10 protein-coding genes are annotated in these 18,381 nt (G+C 35.9%); 6 read left to right on the forward strand and 4 right to left on the reverse strand.

Features of this window, described 5'->3' with window-relative positions; all coding sequences use genetic code 11:
- Positions 1-516: 516 nt before the first annotated feature.
- The 4 genes from AC1Q6O_RS01655 (at position 517) to AC1Q6O_RS01670 (ending at position 9,088) form a co-directional block, all read left to right on the forward strand.
- The gene (locus AC1Q6O_RS01655; RefSeq protein WP_492401026.1) at positions 517-4,518 is read left to right on the forward strand and encodes a cell wall-binding protein; all 4,002 of its coding nucleotides are present in this window, start codon (positions 517-519) and stop codon (positions 4,516-4,518) included.
- A gap of 213 nt (positions 4,519-4,731) precedes the next feature.
- Positions 4,732-5,799, forward strand: a complete 1,068-nt coding sequence (locus AC1Q6O_RS01660; RefSeq protein WP_008180870.1) for a CAP and S-layer homology domain-containing protein — start codon at positions 4,732-4,734, stop codon at positions 5,797-5,799.
- Positions 5,800-6,020: 221 nt separating this feature from the next.
- Positions 6,021-6,932, forward strand: a complete 912-nt coding sequence (locus AC1Q6O_RS01665; protein ID WP_008180868.1) for a C40 family peptidase — start codon at positions 6,021-6,023, stop codon at positions 6,930-6,932.
- Positions 6,933-7,165: 233 nt separating this feature from the next.
- Positions 7,166-9,088, forward strand: a complete 1,923-nt coding sequence (locus tag AC1Q6O_RS01670) for an N-acetylmuramoyl-L-alanine amidase (protein ID WP_170844175.1) — start codon at positions 7,166-7,168, stop codon at positions 9,086-9,088.
- A 127-nt stretch (positions 9,089-9,215) separates the two neighbouring features.
- Here the strand turns inward: AC1Q6O_RS01670 and AC1Q6O_RS01675 are convergent, their stop codons facing one another.
- Together AC1Q6O_RS01675 and pruA are read right to left on the reverse strand one after the other, a co-directional pair.
- Complete coding sequence (locus AC1Q6O_RS01675) at positions 9,216-11,186, reverse strand: S-layer homology domain-containing protein (RefSeq protein WP_171366121.1); 1,971 nt, start codon at positions 11,184-11,186, stop codon at positions 9,216-9,218.
- Between the two features lie 263 nt (positions 11,187-11,449).
- Positions 11,450-12,994 (reverse strand): L-glutamate gamma-semialdehyde dehydrogenase, encoded by a 1,545-nt coding sequence (gene pruA / locus AC1Q6O_RS01680; RefSeq protein ID WP_036123130.1) that lies wholly within the window; start codon positions 12,992-12,994, stop codon positions 11,450-11,452.
- 179 nt (positions 12,995-13,173) lie between these two features.
- Here pruA and AC1Q6O_RS01685 point away from each other — a divergent pair, with 179 nt between their 5' ends.
- The gene (locus tag AC1Q6O_RS01685) at positions 13,174-14,511 is read left to right on the forward strand and encodes an AAA-type ATPase lid domain-containing protein (protein ID WP_089986784.1); all 1,338 of its coding nucleotides are present in this window, start codon (positions 13,174-13,176) and stop codon (positions 14,509-14,511) included.
- Between the two features lie 124 nt (positions 14,512-14,635).
- On the opposite strand, the gene AC1Q6O_RS01690 is transcribed toward AC1Q6O_RS01685, so the two are convergent.
- Positions 14,636-15,610 (reverse strand): proline dehydrogenase family protein, encoded by a 975-nt coding sequence (locus tag AC1Q6O_RS01690; RefSeq protein WP_008181796.1) that lies wholly within the window; start codon positions 15,608-15,610, stop codon positions 14,636-14,638.
- A gap of 611 nt (positions 15,611-16,221) precedes the next feature.
- On the opposite strand from AC1Q6O_RS01690, the gene AC1Q6O_RS01695 reads away from it, so the two are divergent.
- Complete coding sequence (locus AC1Q6O_RS01695) at positions 16,222-16,842, forward strand: TetR/AcrR family transcriptional regulator (RefSeq protein ID WP_089986782.1); 621 nt, start codon at positions 16,222-16,224, stop codon at positions 16,840-16,842.
- Positions 16,843-16,866: 24 nt separating this feature from the next.
- On the opposite strand, the gene AC1Q6O_RS01700 is transcribed toward AC1Q6O_RS01695, so the two are convergent.
- Positions 16,867-18,243 (reverse strand): S41 family peptidase, encoded by a 1,377-nt coding sequence (locus AC1Q6O_RS01700; RefSeq protein WP_089986781.1) that lies wholly within the window; start codon positions 18,241-18,243, stop codon positions 16,867-16,869.
- Between the last annotated feature and the right edge of the window lie 138 nt (positions 18,244-18,381).

Here is an 18,381-nt window from a genome sequence, read left to right on the forward strand (position 1 = left end):
TTTTTTTCCAATAATTTCGTTGAAAAAACGTATTTCGTCATTACATGTCGATGGATGAAAAACATTCCTAATATCAATTACACCTCGGCGGATTTGTGTCACATTTTTTCACAATTACTCGTCAAAAATCTGTAGTATCTGCCAGAGGACTTCTTATGATTCAATAGACGTTGGAAATCCGAAGAATCAAGATAAATCTATTGTATAGTATAATTGAAATAACTTCCTGTTTTTCTAGCTAGTAATTTTGAAAAACTACTTTTGACGTCCATTATTTTGTAAATATAATAGAATGGCTTGAAAACGTGTAATTTACACCGATACTAAAGTAATGATTAATTATTTACGTCTCTGCGTATTTATGTCCAGATTTTTTCGATTTTGCTCGAAATAAATCTCAATGATCTTCGGATGCTTTATCTTGATTACGCACTCTCTTAAAAAGAGGTATCCTATGCCATTTCAGGATAAATGAAAATGAACATCATCATTTTCTTATACATAAAAAATGAAAGGGTGATTCGATTGAATCGAAAATTGACAGCAGGTGTTATAACAAGTCTTTTATTAGCACCTACAGCTATAGCAAATGCACAGGAAAATGATGCACAATCTCGTGTCACAGCACAAACGGAGCAAGTTTCCTATGTCAACGCTGTGGCAGCTGCAACGACAAAGGAACAGCTCATTGCCCAATTCGGTAAATTATCGGAGAATTCGACTGCTAATGAGATGGTGATAGCAGATGGTGATATTAAAGTTGTACAAAATTCGAATGACCTTGGATTTGACAACAATGAAAAGGCACTGATTCAAGCAAAGTACGACTATGTAGTGGAACAACGTCGCCTATTAAATGAACTACAAGCAATTTGGAAGAAAATTAGTGCAATCTCTAATACTAGTAAGACATTTATAGACGATGTAAATGCTGTAGAAACAGAATATCAAAGTTTTTTAGGTAATGAAACGGCAGACAAATCATATTTATTCGTACAAAAGCAATTTGAGAAAGCGGTCGATGCAGCGTTTGCCAATAGTGCTAGCAGCATTACTAATACCATTCGAGGAACAGTCTTACAATATGGCTATAAAGAAGCTGATCGCAATAACTATTTTAAAGGCAAAGGAGTAGATATTGCGAAACTTGGAAAATTAGTTGATGATGCAGCAGCAGTCAAAACTACTGCAACAGAGCTTGACGCTTTAGTGGATGTATTAAAGCAAAGCCCAACGGATTATCCAGCTATTTCTTCAGCATTAGATAAAGTTACAGCAGCTTATAACCTACTAACGGCGGATCAAAAGAAAGTGGCTGAGGCCTATAATCCAAACAATGATACAGTAACACCTTTTAAAAAATATAAGGATGCTTTAACGGGTCTGTCAGCCATAGATAAAGTTTCACTAAGTATTACTCAATTAATAGCTAAAAAACCAGCAGACTTTTCGTCAGCAACAAGCTTTATTAGTGCTGTAACGGCTATTGAAAAATCCTACAACGCTTTAGATGAAGCTTCACAAAAGTTAGTGGCAAACTATTCTACATTTGAACAATATAAAAAGGCTGCTGATATTTCCAAACAAATTACAGCACTGCGTGTATCCAATGAGGCGGCATATCGTACAGAAGTAAACGCGATTAAAGGGATGTATGATTCATTAACAATTGATAAAGAACTTGTAAAAAATACAACGGATCTAAATGTAGCAGTAGCAAATATTGCTTCTGCTGAAAAAATCGAAGGACTTATTTTGGCAATTGCAAGTGCTCCAGATAAAGTGGAGGCGATCAAAGCTGCTCGTACTGCCTATGATGTGCCACCAGCAACAACTGGCACAGCTATTAACGCGGCAAACGTCAAAAAAATTGTCAATAATCTTGCTGAGCTAACAAAGTGGGAGAAGGTTTACAATGCATCTATAAGCGTGGACAAATTAATTGACGGTATTGATCCTAAAGCTTCTACATTTGAGAGCAAAACATTTGCTGCTCAGTCGGCCTTTGACAAATTGGCTATGGAAGAAAAGGAATTTGTGCAAAATAAAGATCGCTTAAATCTTCTATACCAATATGCGACTTTATCGAAACAAGTCAATGCCCTTAAACCGACAATGCCAGATTACAAGATCCAAATTACGGAACTGCAATCAAAGGTGACGGCGTTAAATGCTGGGAATGGTAATGACGCGGCTCCATTGGCTGAAATGAAAAGTAAACTTGAAGAGAAATTATCCAATCTTTTAAATGAAGATTTAGTAATAGCAGGTGTGATTCAGCAAATATCAAAGCTAAGTCAATCAAATGATATGATCACGGAGATTTTAGCTGCTCGAGCAGCCTATGATAAACTCCCTTCTTCGGCAAAAAGCCGTGTAACGAATATTAAAGTTTTAACTGATTTAGAGAAATCATATAAAACGGTTGTGAATGTTATTTCACAATTTGAAAAGCTTGATCCATCCTCTAAGAGCTATATTTCTAAAGCCAAATCAGCTTATACAGCCTACGCTAAGCTAGATGATAAAAATAAAACCTATGTCAAAAATTATAAGAATTTAAAAGAGGTTGTACCTGTAATAGACGTAATTGTGAAAATTAATGCATTAAATCCTTCTAGAAAAACGTATAAGGATGATGTGAAAGCAGCAACAGATGCATATACAGCATTAACAGATCAAGCCCAGGTTATTAATTATCCTGATCTTATAAAAGCACAAGCCTATATCGAAATGGCAAAGGCATTCGATGAACGTGTTCTTGCATTAGCGAATGAAAATCCGGACACATTTGTCCAAAAGGTAGCGGAGCTAACTACAGCCTATAAAGCATTAGATAAAAATGCGCAGAAGCTTGTGGAGCAGGCAAAAACTTTAAGTAATTATGAAAAGAGCAATAAAGCCGTTATCAAGGTTATTCAAATGATCAATGCATTGGACCCAACGAGTAAGGATTATACAAAAAAGGTACTTGCCGCACGGAAGGCTTATAATGCCCTTGATGAAGTTTCAAAAAAACATGTGACGAACTATACGAATCTTACAGCTGTCGAGGATGTGGCTTCATTAATTGGCCTGATTGCTTCGTTAAAGCCAACAAGTAAAACATTCTACCAAGATATGAAAACGGCACGTGAGCTTTACGATGCATTATCTGAGGAGAAGAAGCAAGCCATTATCAACTATGATGCACTGGTAGCAGCTGAAAATGAACAGGGGTTAGCTGAGGGCGTAATTGAGCTAATCAAATTAACAGAAGTGCAGGATGGAGACTATTTAACAAAGCTGATGAATGCACGTGTTGCCTATGATAAGCTGTCATCGAACCAAAAGAAATTAGTGACGAATATTAAAGATTTAACAACGCGTGAAAAAGAGGTTAAGCCTATTTTAACTGTGATGGTACAAATTAATGAACTTGATCCAGAATCGAAAAGCTTTGTTAGTAAGGTTAACTCTGTCCGTAAGGCATATGACAAACTATCGAAAGATCAGAAGAAATACATCGACAATATTGATGTACTCTTAAAATATGAGCCTGTATCCAATGTTGTTGAATTGATTAGCAAACTAAAATCTTCAAGTAATACATTCCTTCAAGATACAGCAAGAGCCCGTTCACTATATGATGCATTACCTGCTGATTTGCAGCAATATGTGACAAACTACTATTTATTGCAGGCTGCTGAGTCAAGTATTCTAGGAGCTGGCAATGTAATGCAAATGATTGATGCATTACCATCTGTTGATCCGAAGCAGTATGTAAAACGTATTCAAGAAATTCGTGCTGCTTATAATGCTTTACCAAAGGATCAGCAACGAGCTGTGGAAAACTACAGAGTATTACAAGACCAAGAAAAGCTGATTAAGCCCGTTATAAGTATTGTGGAGGATATTGATCGTCTCTTAACTGCTAAGGATATGGATAGTCAATATCAAAAGATTTTAAAAGCTTACGACAAGCTAAATGCTGACCAAAGACGCTATGTGTATAACGACCAATTGTTACTATCCTTAGACAACGTGATAAAGGTCTATAATAACATTGCAAAATTAAATCCTAAGGATAAATTCTACTTTGGTATGGTTGAAGCTGTACGTAAAGAATACGATAGTTTGAATACGACAGATAAACAGCGTATCTCCAATTATTCAATTCTATTAGAGGCGGAGAAAAGTATGGCCGATGTCAAGAAGGTCGTTGAAATGATTGCAGGACTTTCTCCAAGTTCACCAACGTATATAGAGGATGTGGCCAATGCCGTAGCTGCTTATCAGGCATTGGATTCTAAAGTACGGGGGCAAGTCATCAATGAAGACTTACTCAAACAGGCTGAAAAAGATGTGGCTGCCGTTCTCAAGGTCGTTCAAGCGATTGGCAATATCGATCCAGATAGCTCATCATTCGAGAAAAAAGTATTAGCAGCTCAAAAAGACTACAGCTCATTGTCGATAGAGCAACAGGGATTAGTGTATAACTATCGTATTTTAGAAGAATTTCTTAAAATGATTCAATAGTATGAGAAAAAAGGAGTTTTCCCAACGAATATTAAGGGAAAACTCCTTTTATAATGATAAATGATGAATCAATGTAATATTTTCCAAAAAAAGTGAAACTATCTTATTCAAATTTCGTATCATATAGTATGTATGGTGAATTTTCGTTTCTCCACTTCAGTGATGAAAAAGCGCCGTTTGCTACATATTTGACATATTGAGGAGGTAGCCCTGTTGAAAAAAATTCTGAGTATCATCATCCTTTCAATAGCTGCAACCGTAGGAAGTTTAACAAGTTTAAGTCAGGTAGAAGCGGCATCTGCCAAAGTTGTGGATGTTTCGAATGCATATTGGGCAAATGCTTCGATACAACATATGCTAACAAAGCAATATATGACTACATATAGCGATAACAAATTTAAACCGGAGCAGGCAATTACAAGGGCAGAGGCTGCTGCTGCCATTGCTCGATCTATTCAGACCAATGTAGACATAGCAAATACGACAAAATTTAAGGATGTCACTGCTAGTCATCCCTATTACAAAGAGATTTGTCAGCTTGTTAAACTGGGGGTTATCCAAAAAGGGGAAGACTTTCATCCTGAGGAGCCTTTAAAGCGAATGCAGGTGGCAAAAATGCTAGCATTAGCGTATCAATTTAAGGTTGATAACAAAAATAATACCCAATTCGCAGATATTCCTCAGACGCATTGGGCACATAATTATATTGAATCGCTTGCTGATATAGGCATTATCAGTGGGGTAGACGCTAAACACTTTGCACCTGATCAGTTAGTGACACGCGCCCAATTTGCTGTGTTCGTTGAACGAAGTATTTATTTTCAGCAAAAAATAAACAAATTAGAAGTGGCTTATGATTATTTGGCAAAGGATTATATTCCAACAGTCAACCTTTCTACCGAATGGTCGAAAAAGGTTATTCAGTTAATTAATGTTGAAAGACAAAAGAAAAAGCTAGAACCTGTTGTGTATGATCCAAAATTGACACAAATCGCAATCATTAAAGCGCAGGATATGGTGAACCGCCATTATTTTGAACACGTTTCGCCGTTTTATGGTGCCCCATGGGATTTAGCGACTTTATTTGATTATGATTATACGAGCTTTGGAGAAAATATCGCCAGAAATATTCAAACGCCCGAGATTGCTGTAAAGGCATGGATGGCTTCACCTAGTCATCGCGATAACATTTTGAAAGAACATTATACGAATACAGGTGTTGCAATAGCGCAGGATAGCAAAGAAAATTACTATTGGGTTCAAATGTTTTCTAGTCAATAAGTTGTTGTGTAACAAAGGAGCTCTAATATTACAGTAATGTTACGAAAGCTTCAAAATATGATAAAAAAATCCCTCTTTTAACGCTGGAAATACCACCAAACGTTGGTATTACAGCGTTTTTTTGCTGTCTAAAACCGTTACATAAATGAAAAATAACAAGAGCTTCTTTTATGATAGTCTATTTATAGGCAAAAAAGTTTTGAGAGGGGTATAACAAAAGTATGAATAAGAAATGGTTATTACCGATTTTTGCATCTTTCATGTTATTTTCAACAACTCATATAAATACTGCTGAAGCAGCGACAAAAGACGATGTCACTGACACAGCTTCTAAATATTTAGGTATTCCATATAAATACGGTGGTACAACAACAAGTGGTTTTGATTGCTCTGGATTCACTTCTAAAGTATTTTCAGACTTAGGCATTCAATTAAATCGTACATCAGGCTCTCAATACCAACAAGGTAATGCAGTAGCAAAGAGTGATCTACAAGTTGGCGATTTAGTATTTTTCAATACAAGTGGTAGCGGTATTTCACATGTGGGTATATACATAGGTAATGGTAATATGATCCACTCTCAAACAGGTCAAGGCGTTAGCTACTCAAGTGTTAATGATCCATATTATTGGGCTTCTCGTTATGTAGGGGCTAAACGTGTGGCAACATTTGATGCGCAACAACAAGCTGAAGTTAAAAAAGCTGCAATTGACTTTTCAGTATATGCTTCTCGTGCAGAAGTTGCTGTACAAATTGCAAAAGCTTTAAACTTAGATACTTCTAATACAACTACTAATTTTGTAGATGTGAAACCAACAAACGCAAATGCAGGTGCTATTGCCGCTGTTGAAAAATTGGGGATCTTTGAAGGCGATGCGAACGGTAAGTTCAACCCGTCGTCACCAATTACACGTGCACAAATCGCTAAAGTTTTAGTACTAGCTTTCGGTCTTGAAAACCAAGGAGAAACAGTAGCATTCAATGATGTTCCTCAAAATAACTGGGCTAGTAATTATGTTTCTATCCTCGCTTCTAATGGTGTTACAAATGGCGATGGAGATGGAAGCTTTGGCACTGATGAATTACTAAAAATCAAACAACTTAAAGTTTTCATTGAAAGAATTCAACAATAAATTTCTTGAATTTTACAAGTTAATTTTGTCATAGATTGCAAGAATTGATCTTTTGAATAGCGTATAATGGAAGAAGGGTTTGCAATCGCAGACTCTTCTATTTTTATGATAACTACTTAGGAGAGGAAGTGATATGGAAAATATAATTTAACAGTTCTATTGTATGATGCATTATTTAGCTAATTTTGTTAAAATGGACACGTTAAGAGAACAAGAAGGGAGGAAATAAGACATTGAACATCAAAAAAATTAGTCTTATCTTGTGCGTCTTATTCATTTCGGCTTCTATGTTTACGATACATAGTGCAAGTGTCAGTGCAGCTACCAACTCAAATATTACATTTGAAGATGTCACTAAAAATCACCCAGCCTATGAAGAAATTAATTATTTAGTAAGTTTGGGTGTTATCCAAGGCTATTTTGTGAATGGTAAAAGAGTTTTTGGCCCAAATAACAATGTAACGAGAGGACAAGCAGCCAAAATGGTTGTCGTTGCCTCCGGAAACAAACCATTAATCGTAAATAAATCTAGCTTTTCAGATGTTACAGTAGGCACTGAAATGTCAGGTTATATAGAACGTGCTGTACAATTAGGTTTCTTCGACAAAAATATAAAAGGTGAATTTCTGCCAAACAAAGCTCTAACTCGTGGAGAAATGAGTTATGTCTTAACAAAGGCATTTAATTTAGATACAAGTGAGTATGAGGGAATCGATTCACCATTTACAGATGTAGGAATCACACACGAATATGTGAAGTACATCAATACAATCTATTATAATGGTATTACTAACGGAACAGGTAAAACGTATTTACCAAACAGCACGGTGACACGTTCACAATTCTCATTATTTGTGGCACGTGCAAAAAGTGAGAAATATCGTTTAGAATTGCCTGTAAAAGGTGTAACGGTACCTGATACATCTCAGGTTATTGGCTTAGTAAAAGTTACGACAGATGGTTTAAATATTCGTAAATCAACGGATAGCGCTTCAACTACGAACATTGTAGGTAAAGTCAATACAGGCGGTAAATTATCAGTATATGCAGTTGAAGGTAATTGGTTAAAAGTATCTTATAAAGGTGCTTATGCTTATATTTTTAAACAATATGCTGAATTTTTAGATGCAGATGGCAATGCGTTAGGAGCAGTCGAAAAAGAAGTAACGACAAAAAATGCTGTTAACCTATATGTAAAGCCAACTTCTTCAGCAAAAGTAATTTCAACGATTAAAGCAAATGTTAAATTACCAGTATATAAAACAGTAGGCGGCTACTATTTAACACAAGTGAATGGTTTACCAGGTTATGTGGTAGCTAATAGTACAACGGATACGGTTGAAGAAGAGAAGCCTAATCCTAATCCAGATCCAGGAACACCACCTGTTACTTCAGGAGATGTACTAGGAAGAGTAACGGTTGCTAACCTAAATGTGCGCAGTCAAAGTAATTCAACGTCAGCAGTACTTTTCAAGCTGAATAAAGGAGAGTATGTCCAAGTTAATAGCATAAGCGGTTACTGGGCAGAAATCACATACAATGGACAAACAGGTTATGTTCATAAATCTTATTTAAAACTATTAAATCAGTCAGCTAAACCTTTACAAAATCGCGTTATCATCCTTGACCCAGGTCACGGTGGTAAAGATCCAGGGACAGTAAAAGGTTCTGTTTCTGAAAAGAGCATTACATTAAAGGTCAGCACGCAAGTAAAGCAATTACTAGAGAATGCTGGTGCCAAAGTGTATATGACACGTACTGGTGATACGTACCCATCATTACAAGATCGAGTAGATTTCACACAAGCAAACTACGGTGAGATTTTTGTTAGTGTCCATGTCAATTCTGCTGCCAATTCGTCAGCACAAGGTACTGAAACATATTATGCTATATCTACAGGAGATATGTATCAGGAAGACATAGATTTAGCCACATTTGTAAATAACCAAATTGTTAACAATTTAAATATGAAAAATCGTGGTGTTAAACAAGAACAGTACTACGTAATTCGCAATATGGTCATTCCATCTATTCTAGTGGAGCTTGGTTTCTTAACAAATACTGAGGATCACAATAAAATGACAAATGATCAATATGTAAATCTATTTGCAGAATCAATTTATAATGGTATTTTGCAATACTATAAAAAACAATAAAAGTTGAAGAGACGATGCCAAAGTTTTACTAGCTTTGGGGTCGTTTTTTCTCTTTACTTATTAAGTACCCGGTTTCCGAAAAAACAAACAAGGCTACCTCCATTATTAGAGAGGTAGCCTTTTAGTTTTACTTGACAGTAGTGATGAATTTAATATAATCCTTACTAATATAAGCAGGTTCTGAGTGAGATCTATCTGAAATTACTTGATACCAACCATTAGCACCAATATCTGTGACGATAACAGGCATATTACTTTTATTAAAGGTGAATAGTGGACTTTGTTGTGTGGATGCATCAGCACGAACGTTTAGACCAGCTGTTGTTGTTAGTGCAATTTTATATGGGTTACTAGCATCTTTATAGCCTAATGCTTTTTCGGCACGATAATAGTGTCCAGCAATTTTGGCACCCCAGAAAGGGTCAGAGGCGTATTTTACGTTAAACCCAATTGCTTTAGAGCCAACGACTGAACCATTTGTATAACGTCCTCCAGGCGTAATGTAATTAGGCTGTAAGAACTTTTCAACAAGCTCATTAATGTTTGCGCCAACACTATCAAATTTTTTGTTTAATGGATTTGTATCATATACATATAAACCAAATAGGTTATTCAAATTTTGAGCATGATCACTCATCCCGTAGGCACTTTCATGCTGTGCCAGTGCTAAAATAAGCATGGCGTTAATATGGGCATTCGCTTCGACATCTTTTAACACGGTACCTAAACCAATTAGTTTACTTTTTGTCGTAGCGTCTTTGTAAATAGAAGCACCTGAGCTCTCAACTTCAGCTAGTTTTTGCATAATATATTGATCAATTTCTTCAGCTGTATATTGTGTTGTAGCACGAGCAGGTAAGAATTGATAGTAATTATAGCCTTCTCCCTTTGAAGAGCCGTTACCATTCGTAAAATTAATACCATCCCAGCTAAAGTACTTCTCACCTTGCTTCATAAAGCTAGGAGCCTTGCCGTAGACGTAACTAGATGAGTACTTATTGGCTTTATAATCATATAAGGTATGTTTAATTTCACCATTTTCATTTGTATAATAAGCGCGTCCCTTTACTAAAGCAGAAGGGATTAAAGTAACGTCTGCTTGTTTTAAAGAACCAACTTGTCCAGCTAAGCGTACTCTTACTTGAGTGGCATCACTACCCAGATACTCCATTTCTGTATTAGCAGCAACGGCAATTTGATCTTTAATCGTTTCGGAATTTAATGCGACATAATTATTTGTAACAATAATACCGGAAGACATTTTTATAATCTTATTATTTTGAGTAACCACTAAAGAACTGTTTGTCATCGCTTTTTCAGCAGCTTCAAAACTAGCATAAGATTGCTTGTCTACAAGATTACCATTTGAGATTTCTTTAACAATAAATGCATTGGTATTATTATTATTACCTGAATTATTGTCGTTATCAGAGTTCCCATTATTATTGGAATTACCACTATTGTTTTCACTATTCCCATTATTATTTTCAACAGTATCAGCAAGGAGAATTAAGCGAAGTATAAATGTTGATGCTTCAGCAATTGTAGCATTGTCTCTAGGTAAAAACATGCCGTTAGAGCTTCCTTTAATAAGCCCTAATTGAGCACCTATGGCAATGTCCTGACGGAAATCTTTGAAAATGGTAGCATTGTCTGTAAATGTAATAGAGGAAGTACCTTTTGGAATTTTTAAATAATCAACCGCTCTAATTAACATAACGGCCATATGCTCTCTTGAAATACGTGCATCTGGCTTAAATGTGCCATCTGTGTAGCCGGTAATTATGCCAGCAGTAGCGGCAAGCTTGATTTCATTGGCAAATAAATATGTGTCAGAGACATCTGTAAACGTACTATTATCCTTTGTCTCTAAGTTTAAAGCCTTTGCTATGTATGTGGCGAATTCACCGCGTGTAACAGTATCATTCGGACGATAGCTGCCAGTAGCATCTTTCAGCAAGGCTCCTTTGGAAATCAAATAACGCAGACCACTTTCATGCATATGTCCTGATAGCTCATCAGCATAGGCCTTTTGGGGTTGCGAAATGATTACGCTAATAAGCATCATGAATAACATAAAAATTGATAGTTTTTTCATAGTTTTACCCTCCTAAACTGATATCATTTTAACAAAGTTCCACAATCAAGTTAAGGGTCAAATGTTAGAAATACCATAAAATATACCAGAGTATTATAGGAGAAAAGTATCCTTTTGGCGCATGTAGAGAAAGTAAAAGAGGAATCTATGAGGGAAGTGAATCGATATTCACATGAGTTTCTTCTATTATATATACGTTTGAGATAAACGATGAAAAAATGCCGTACATAAGAAAACATGTACGGCATTTATAATGGGAAATATTATAGCATTTCTGAAGTTGTTTTTGCTTGCATGTGAAGTTGTAGGTAGTCTGGGCCACCAGCTTTTGAGTCTGTACCTGACATGTTGAAACCACCAAATGGTTGGTAGCCAACAATCGCACCTGTACAGCCACGGTTGAAGTAAAGGTTTCCAACATGGAATTCTTCACGTGCTTTTTCTAAGTTTACGCGGTTTGTCGTAATGACAGCACCTGTTAAACCGTATTCTGTATCGTTAGCAATTTCAATTGCTTGATCGAAATCTTTTGCTTTTGCGATCGCTACTACTGGTCCGAAAATTTCTTCTTTCATAATACGTGCAGAGGGCTCTACGTCAGCGAATACGGTTGGTTGTACGAAGTAACCTACTGAATCGTCAGCTGTACCACCAGCTACTAAACGACCTTCGCCTTTACCGATTTCGATGTATTCCGTAATTTTATTGAATGCTGCTTGGTCAATAACCGTTGCCATGAAGTTGCTGAAATCTGTTGGATCTCCAACTGTTAAAGCGTTTGTTAACTCTTCTACACGGTTCACCACTTGGTCATACACATCTTCTACGATAACAGCACGAGAACATGCTGAACATTTTTGACCAGAGAAACCAAAGGCTGATTTCACGATTGATTGTGCAGCTAATTCAAGATCTGCTTCTTTATCGACAACGATTGTATCTTTACCGCCCATTTCAGCGATTACGCGTTTGATCCAAATTTGACCATCATTTAGGACAGATGCACGTTGGTTAATACGTAAGCCAACATCACGTGAACCTGTGAAGCTGATGAAACGAGTTTTTGGGTGATCCACTAAATAGTCGCCCACTTCAGCACCAGAACCTGGTACAAAGTTAACAGCTCCTGCTGGAAGACCTGCTTCTTCTAATACTTCAATAAATTTATACGCCACTACTGGTGTTGTAGAAGCTGGTTTTAGTAATACTGTGTTACCTGTTACTAAAGCAGCTACTGTTGTACCAGCCATGATCGCAAATGGGAAGTTCCAAGGTGAGATGACGATACCAATTCCTAGTGGAATATAGTCATAACGGTTGTATTCACCTGGACGGCTTTCTACTGGTTGACCGTTTTTAATACGTAGCATTTGGCGACCATAGTATTCTAAGAAGTCGATTGCTTCTGCTGTATCTGCATCAGCCTCTGCCCATGGTTTCCCTGCTTCTTTTGTTAATAATGCTGAGAATTCGTGTTTACGACGACGAATAATAGCGGCTGCTTTGAAAAGAACATCAGCACGAATAGCTGGATCAACTTTTTTCCAAGTTTTGAATGTTTCATCTGCTGCTTGCATAGCTTTTTCAGCTAAATCTTTGCTCGCTTTTGACACACGGCCAATAACTTCAGTTTTCTTTGCAGGGTTATACGAAACGATTTTATCTTCAGTTGTAATACGCTCACCACCGATAATAAGTGGGTAGTCTTGACCTAAATAACCTTCAACTTTTTTTATAGCTTCTACATAAGCATTGTAGTTTGCCTCTTGTGAAAAATCTGTGAATGGTTCGTGTTTGTATGGAATCATATCTGTTTCCTCCCCTGGATAAAGGGTGCCAAATGATTATGCACCTTTAAAGATTTTGTTATTTATATAATGCAATATAATTTGGCATTAATCAACTCAAATTTTAAAACTTTTTTAATTTTTGCATCTGTTTTTCGTATTGGTGTTAGAATAAGCTTAATGGAATACAGGAGGACAAGATGGATAATAATGTACTACTAAGTATTTATAAATACGTCATTGAAAAAGGTGATATGGGAATTTGCGTTGTCGATACTGAAGGCAAGTTGCTCATATACAATAAAAAAATGCGAGAACTGGAGGGCGTGAATGAGGACGAATATGAGGAGAGGCGAGCGATAGAAATCATTGATTTCGAAATCGAAAAGAGCGATATCTTTAAAGTCCTAAGTTCTGAAACGCCAGTTCTACACGTCAAAAAAACGTATTGGAATAAAAAAAATCAAGAAGTGACCTACATAAGCAATATTTATCCGTTGCACTATGAGGGTGTGTTAATAGGGGCCGTGGAATTTGCGCGAGATATTACGCAGCTTGAATATATGATGTATCAGCCATTAAGAAGATATGGTGCACCGCTAACGTTTGATATTATTACGGCTGTTTCCGCAGTCATGAAGGATGTCATCGAAAAGGCAAAAATTGTTGCATTGAGCAGAATGCCTGTTGTGTTAATTGGGGAGTCAGGCACAGGAATCGATATGGTTGCAGAGGGTATTCATCATGATCTAAAGGTGCAAAATGATATGTTTATCGCTCTAATTTGCCGCCGAGATGAGCAAACAGTGTTGAATCAATTTGAAAAATACATTGTTGAAAAAGAGAGAATTACTTTTTTTGCTGAACGCATCGAATATTTATCACTCGAAGCCCAAGAAAAGATTGTCGAGCTTTTCAACAATCATCCAAATCATCAGCATGTTTTAATTGCTAGTGTTGGCAAAGACCCTATAGATTTAATTCAAAAGCAGGAGCTGTCTAAAAAACTTTACCGCTTATTTTCTGGAATCACGATTTATGTACCGCCTTTACGTGAAAGAAAAGAAGATATGATGCCGTTTATTGATGATTACTTCAAAAGACATCGGGACAGCTTTGGCTCAACAATCCAAGGTCTTTCGGAAGAAGTGCAAGAGACGTTTTTGAAATATGATTGGCCAGGAAATTTAAAGGAATTAGAAGTACTGCTGGATGAGATCACCTCACTAATTACCAACGAAACTATCGTTGAATCCCATATGCTACCAGTTCATTTTAAATGGAAAATCCAAAGCACCTGTGAGGAAGCAGAAAATGAAGTATCAACAAGTGATTTGTTTGTCATTAAAAATCAGCAAGATATTCGACCATTAGATGTCTACATGAAAGAGGTGGAGGAATATTATATTTCGAAGGCTTTAGACTTTCACCAAGGAAATATTTCCAAAACTGCAGCTGCATTAGGAATTCGTCGACAAAGCTTACAATATCGCGTAAAAAACTATAAGCTCAATAAAAAAAGCGAAAACATTGATTAACAATGTTTTCGCTTTTTTGGATAGCTTGGGTAGAGTGACGGATAGCAAAGTCGAACTGACGGATAGGATACCGAAACTGATGGATAGCACTATCAAATTGCTGGGTAGTCACTTGCCTCAACTATTATTTTCCTTTTTTTGAAAGGCGACCAAGGGCGAATGCTGCTGCACCTAAGCCAATTGCTAGGTTTGTTTTTTTGTTAAACACTTGTTTTGTCACAAGTGCTACGTTTTGTGGGCGTTCTGCTAAACGGCGCATAAAGTAACCGTACCAGTCGTTACCAAATGGTAGGTATGTGCAGAAATTATAGCCTTCACGTGCAAGATCTAACTGCATTTCTTTACGGAAACCATATAGCATTTGGAATTCAAATTTTTCGTTTGGAACGTTATGTTGTTTAACGAATTGCTTCACATGATTAATCACATTGTGGTCATGCGTAGCGATAGAAGTAAATTTACCATGTAGTAAATGATGTTCAATGAGCTTCAAATAGTTACGGTCGATATCACCTTTTGATTGATAGGCTACACTTTCTGGTTCTTTGTAGGCACCTTTTACAATACGTAAACGGAAGTTTTGGTACTTTTCAATATTTTCTTCTGACTCGAAGAAGTAAGCTTGAATAACTGTCCCTACATTATCAAATTCTTTGTGTAATTCCTCTAGTAATTCAAAAGAGCTGTGTAAACGCTCGTAATTTTCCATATCGAAGTTCACGAAAATATTGTATTGATGTGCAAGCTCTACGATCTCTTTTAAGTTTTCATAGCAAAATGCGTAATCAATGTCTAAACCTAATTGGGAAGGTTTAAGTGAAATATGAGCATCTAGTTGCTCATCGTGAATAGCTTGAACAACAGCTAAAATATTATTTTTTGCAGCAGTTGCCTCTGATTTCTCATAAACGAACTCTCCAAGATTGTCGACTGTACAAGAAATATTGGCTTTGTTTAATTCTCTAATGGATTGTACAACTTCTGGTAAGCTAGTGCCTGCCACAACACTTTGAGCACCCATCTTTAGACCATATTTTTGTGCAGCGCTATTTAATATTTTGTTCTCTGATAAGTAAATGAAAAAATCACGTAGTACCATTTATATGCCTCCAAAATTGAAAATTTTAAATTCTTGGCGATTATAACACTTTTTTCGAAAAGTAAAATGGTATGATTTTTAGAAAAAAAATTTTTGCGCGGAAGACTGAGGGCGTAAACTATTGGCACAATTGACTTTTTAAATTTTGAAATGGCCATAAAAAATATTTTTTCAAAAAAAAGGACTTTTCAAAATAGTAGTTTTGTTTTATGTTAAAATTTTTGTCTTAAAACAGAAGTGCTATTTTATTTGAAGGAGTTTTTTAAAATAATTTTAGCAAGTTATTGGATGCTGGCGTGTATGTTTAGACCAATCTAAAAGAGAAAAGAAACAAGTTGAATGCTTTCTTTATAAATATATTGAAATAACTTTTCGAAGTGGGTATTTGTGGTGTTTTGGTAATTCGTTATAAAATATACACTTTTTTAGTGTGATCATAAATCTATCATTTATAGTAAATATTTAGAAGGTGTATTATAATACAATGGAGTATAATCATGAATAAAATATGTACTTGTTATGGAAATTTAGTTACTTTTGATTAAGAATAGTGTGTCTATTAATGATGCTAAGGGATTAGGGCGACTATAAACTAAGATAAGGTGGAAAGTATGGCAAGAGGTAGAAAATTTAATTCGAATGGAGAACGAAGCAAACAACTATTACTTGAAAAAGCGATAGAGCTATTTTCAGATAAAGGATATCACCATACAAAAATTAGTGATATTGTGAAGGCTGCTAATCTAACACAGCCTACTTTTTATTTATACTTTAAAAGCAAGGATGCGCTTTATAATGATTTGAATATACAATTTCAGAATGGTTTTTTTGAAGTGATGAATAGCAAATCCTCTGATAGTGTGGCGAATGGATTAGAAGCATTTATTTCGATTTTAGAACAAAAACTGTCAAATTTATTCTTCTATATAATCGAAAATCCGAAGCTATCAAAAATTGGCTTTATAGAATCTAAGCAGGCTTTTTTAGTAAAATCTCAGTTAACGCAACAATTGATTCATCTTATTTATCTTCATGATTGTGACAAGGACCTACAACGTTATCGTGTGGATATTAAAATTTTAATAGATTCTTTAGTTGGATCGATGGAGAGACTGATATTAACCAATTTACTGGAGCAAAAAAGATTGCCTGCCGAACTAGCGAACGATATTGTACAATTATATTTTTGGAAAACCGAAGAAATAAAACAAAAATCCTCTCATCAATCGTAATGTAGATCGATGAGAGGATTTTTCTTAATTTTCAAACTTTATATGTTGATAATAACCTTTTTGTACTTTGCTTTGCTTATTCGGATGAATGAGTAGCATATATTCCTGATTGAGTGATAAAGGACTCGTTGGGGTAACAATTAATGTTTGCCCTTCGACTTTAGTAGTTGCTACTACTTCGTCTGCTCCTAAAGCAATAAGCTGAATATGCTCCTTATCAATTTGTGAAATAAGTGTTGGTGGTAGTTTCACCGTTAATTTTTCTGTTTGAATGGCAGCAGTTTTCGCAATTAAAAGCTTTTTATATTTAGGATATTGCTCCTTAATGGCATCAAAATGCGCCTGGAAAATAGGAGCTGATGTTGTTTGAATATTAGGCTTGACACCTACTTCATGAATAGTCTGCTGCAGGGGTCCTGTAAATTTGCCGACAGTTAATTTTAAGTAGCTTCCATCATGGAGCATATAAAAACCTTGCATAGCGCCCTTTCCGTAAGTTGTTTCACCGTATAAAATAGCGGCCTTCTGATCTTTTAGTGATGCAGAAAGCATTTCAGAGGCACTAGCGCTATAACGATTGACTAAAATACGTGTATTAACTGGAAATTTAGTATTTTGCTTAACAGCTGGTATTGTATAAGAGGAATGTGCTTCCTCTAATAGATAAGCAACTTTTGCTGATGGAAATAGTCCTGTAAGTTCTTCTGCTGTTGTAACATAACCGCCACCATTATTTTGTAAATCTAAGATAAACGATTTGGCACCGCTCTTTTTTAAGTCAATCAGCGCTTTTTTGACAAGCTGAGCACCATCTTCTGAAAATGAAGCAAGTGAAATATAGCCAACCTGTCCAAACAATAATTCAGATTGTACATTTGGTAATGTGAATTTTTTTCGTGTAATGGTTTTCGTAGTCGTCGTTTCATTTCTATGTTTAAGTGTCACTTTCACCTGACTACCTTCATGCCCCGTTAAGAGAGAAGAGGTTTCCTGTGTAGAACGACCAATAATAGATTCACCATTTATAGCAATAATGATATCTCCAGCCTGTAAACCTGCATCAAATGCACCACTGCCTTCAATTACTTGTAAAATATGAATACCATCTTCATGTTCTTCAATAACAACACCAATGCCGATGGTTGAAAGATTGATGCTATTCATATAATCCTCGAATTCTTGTTTTGTAAAATAGGTGGAGTAAGGATCTAGCATATCAATAATTTCTGCAATGGATGTGGCCTTCTCTAAGTTTCCGTTGATCGTCCCTACATACGTATTCTGAATTATTTCCTTTATTTCTCTTACTAACGATTGTTCCTGACTAGCTGCCTGAGTAGACGTTAACGGTAGGAGAAAGAAGCCTAGTATAAATACGAACGACCATATTAATTTTTTCATTGGACACCTCTTTTCTAGCACTCAAAGTAGGAATGCATAGTCCTTCTAGATAGTGGATGGATACATTTTACAGTTGAGTATCTAGTTTTTATTATACATGAACGGTAGAAATAGTGGATGAATTTAATAATAGAAAAA

It is taken from the genome of Lysinibacillus sp. GW823-FHT06C08 (assembly GCF_058795135.1).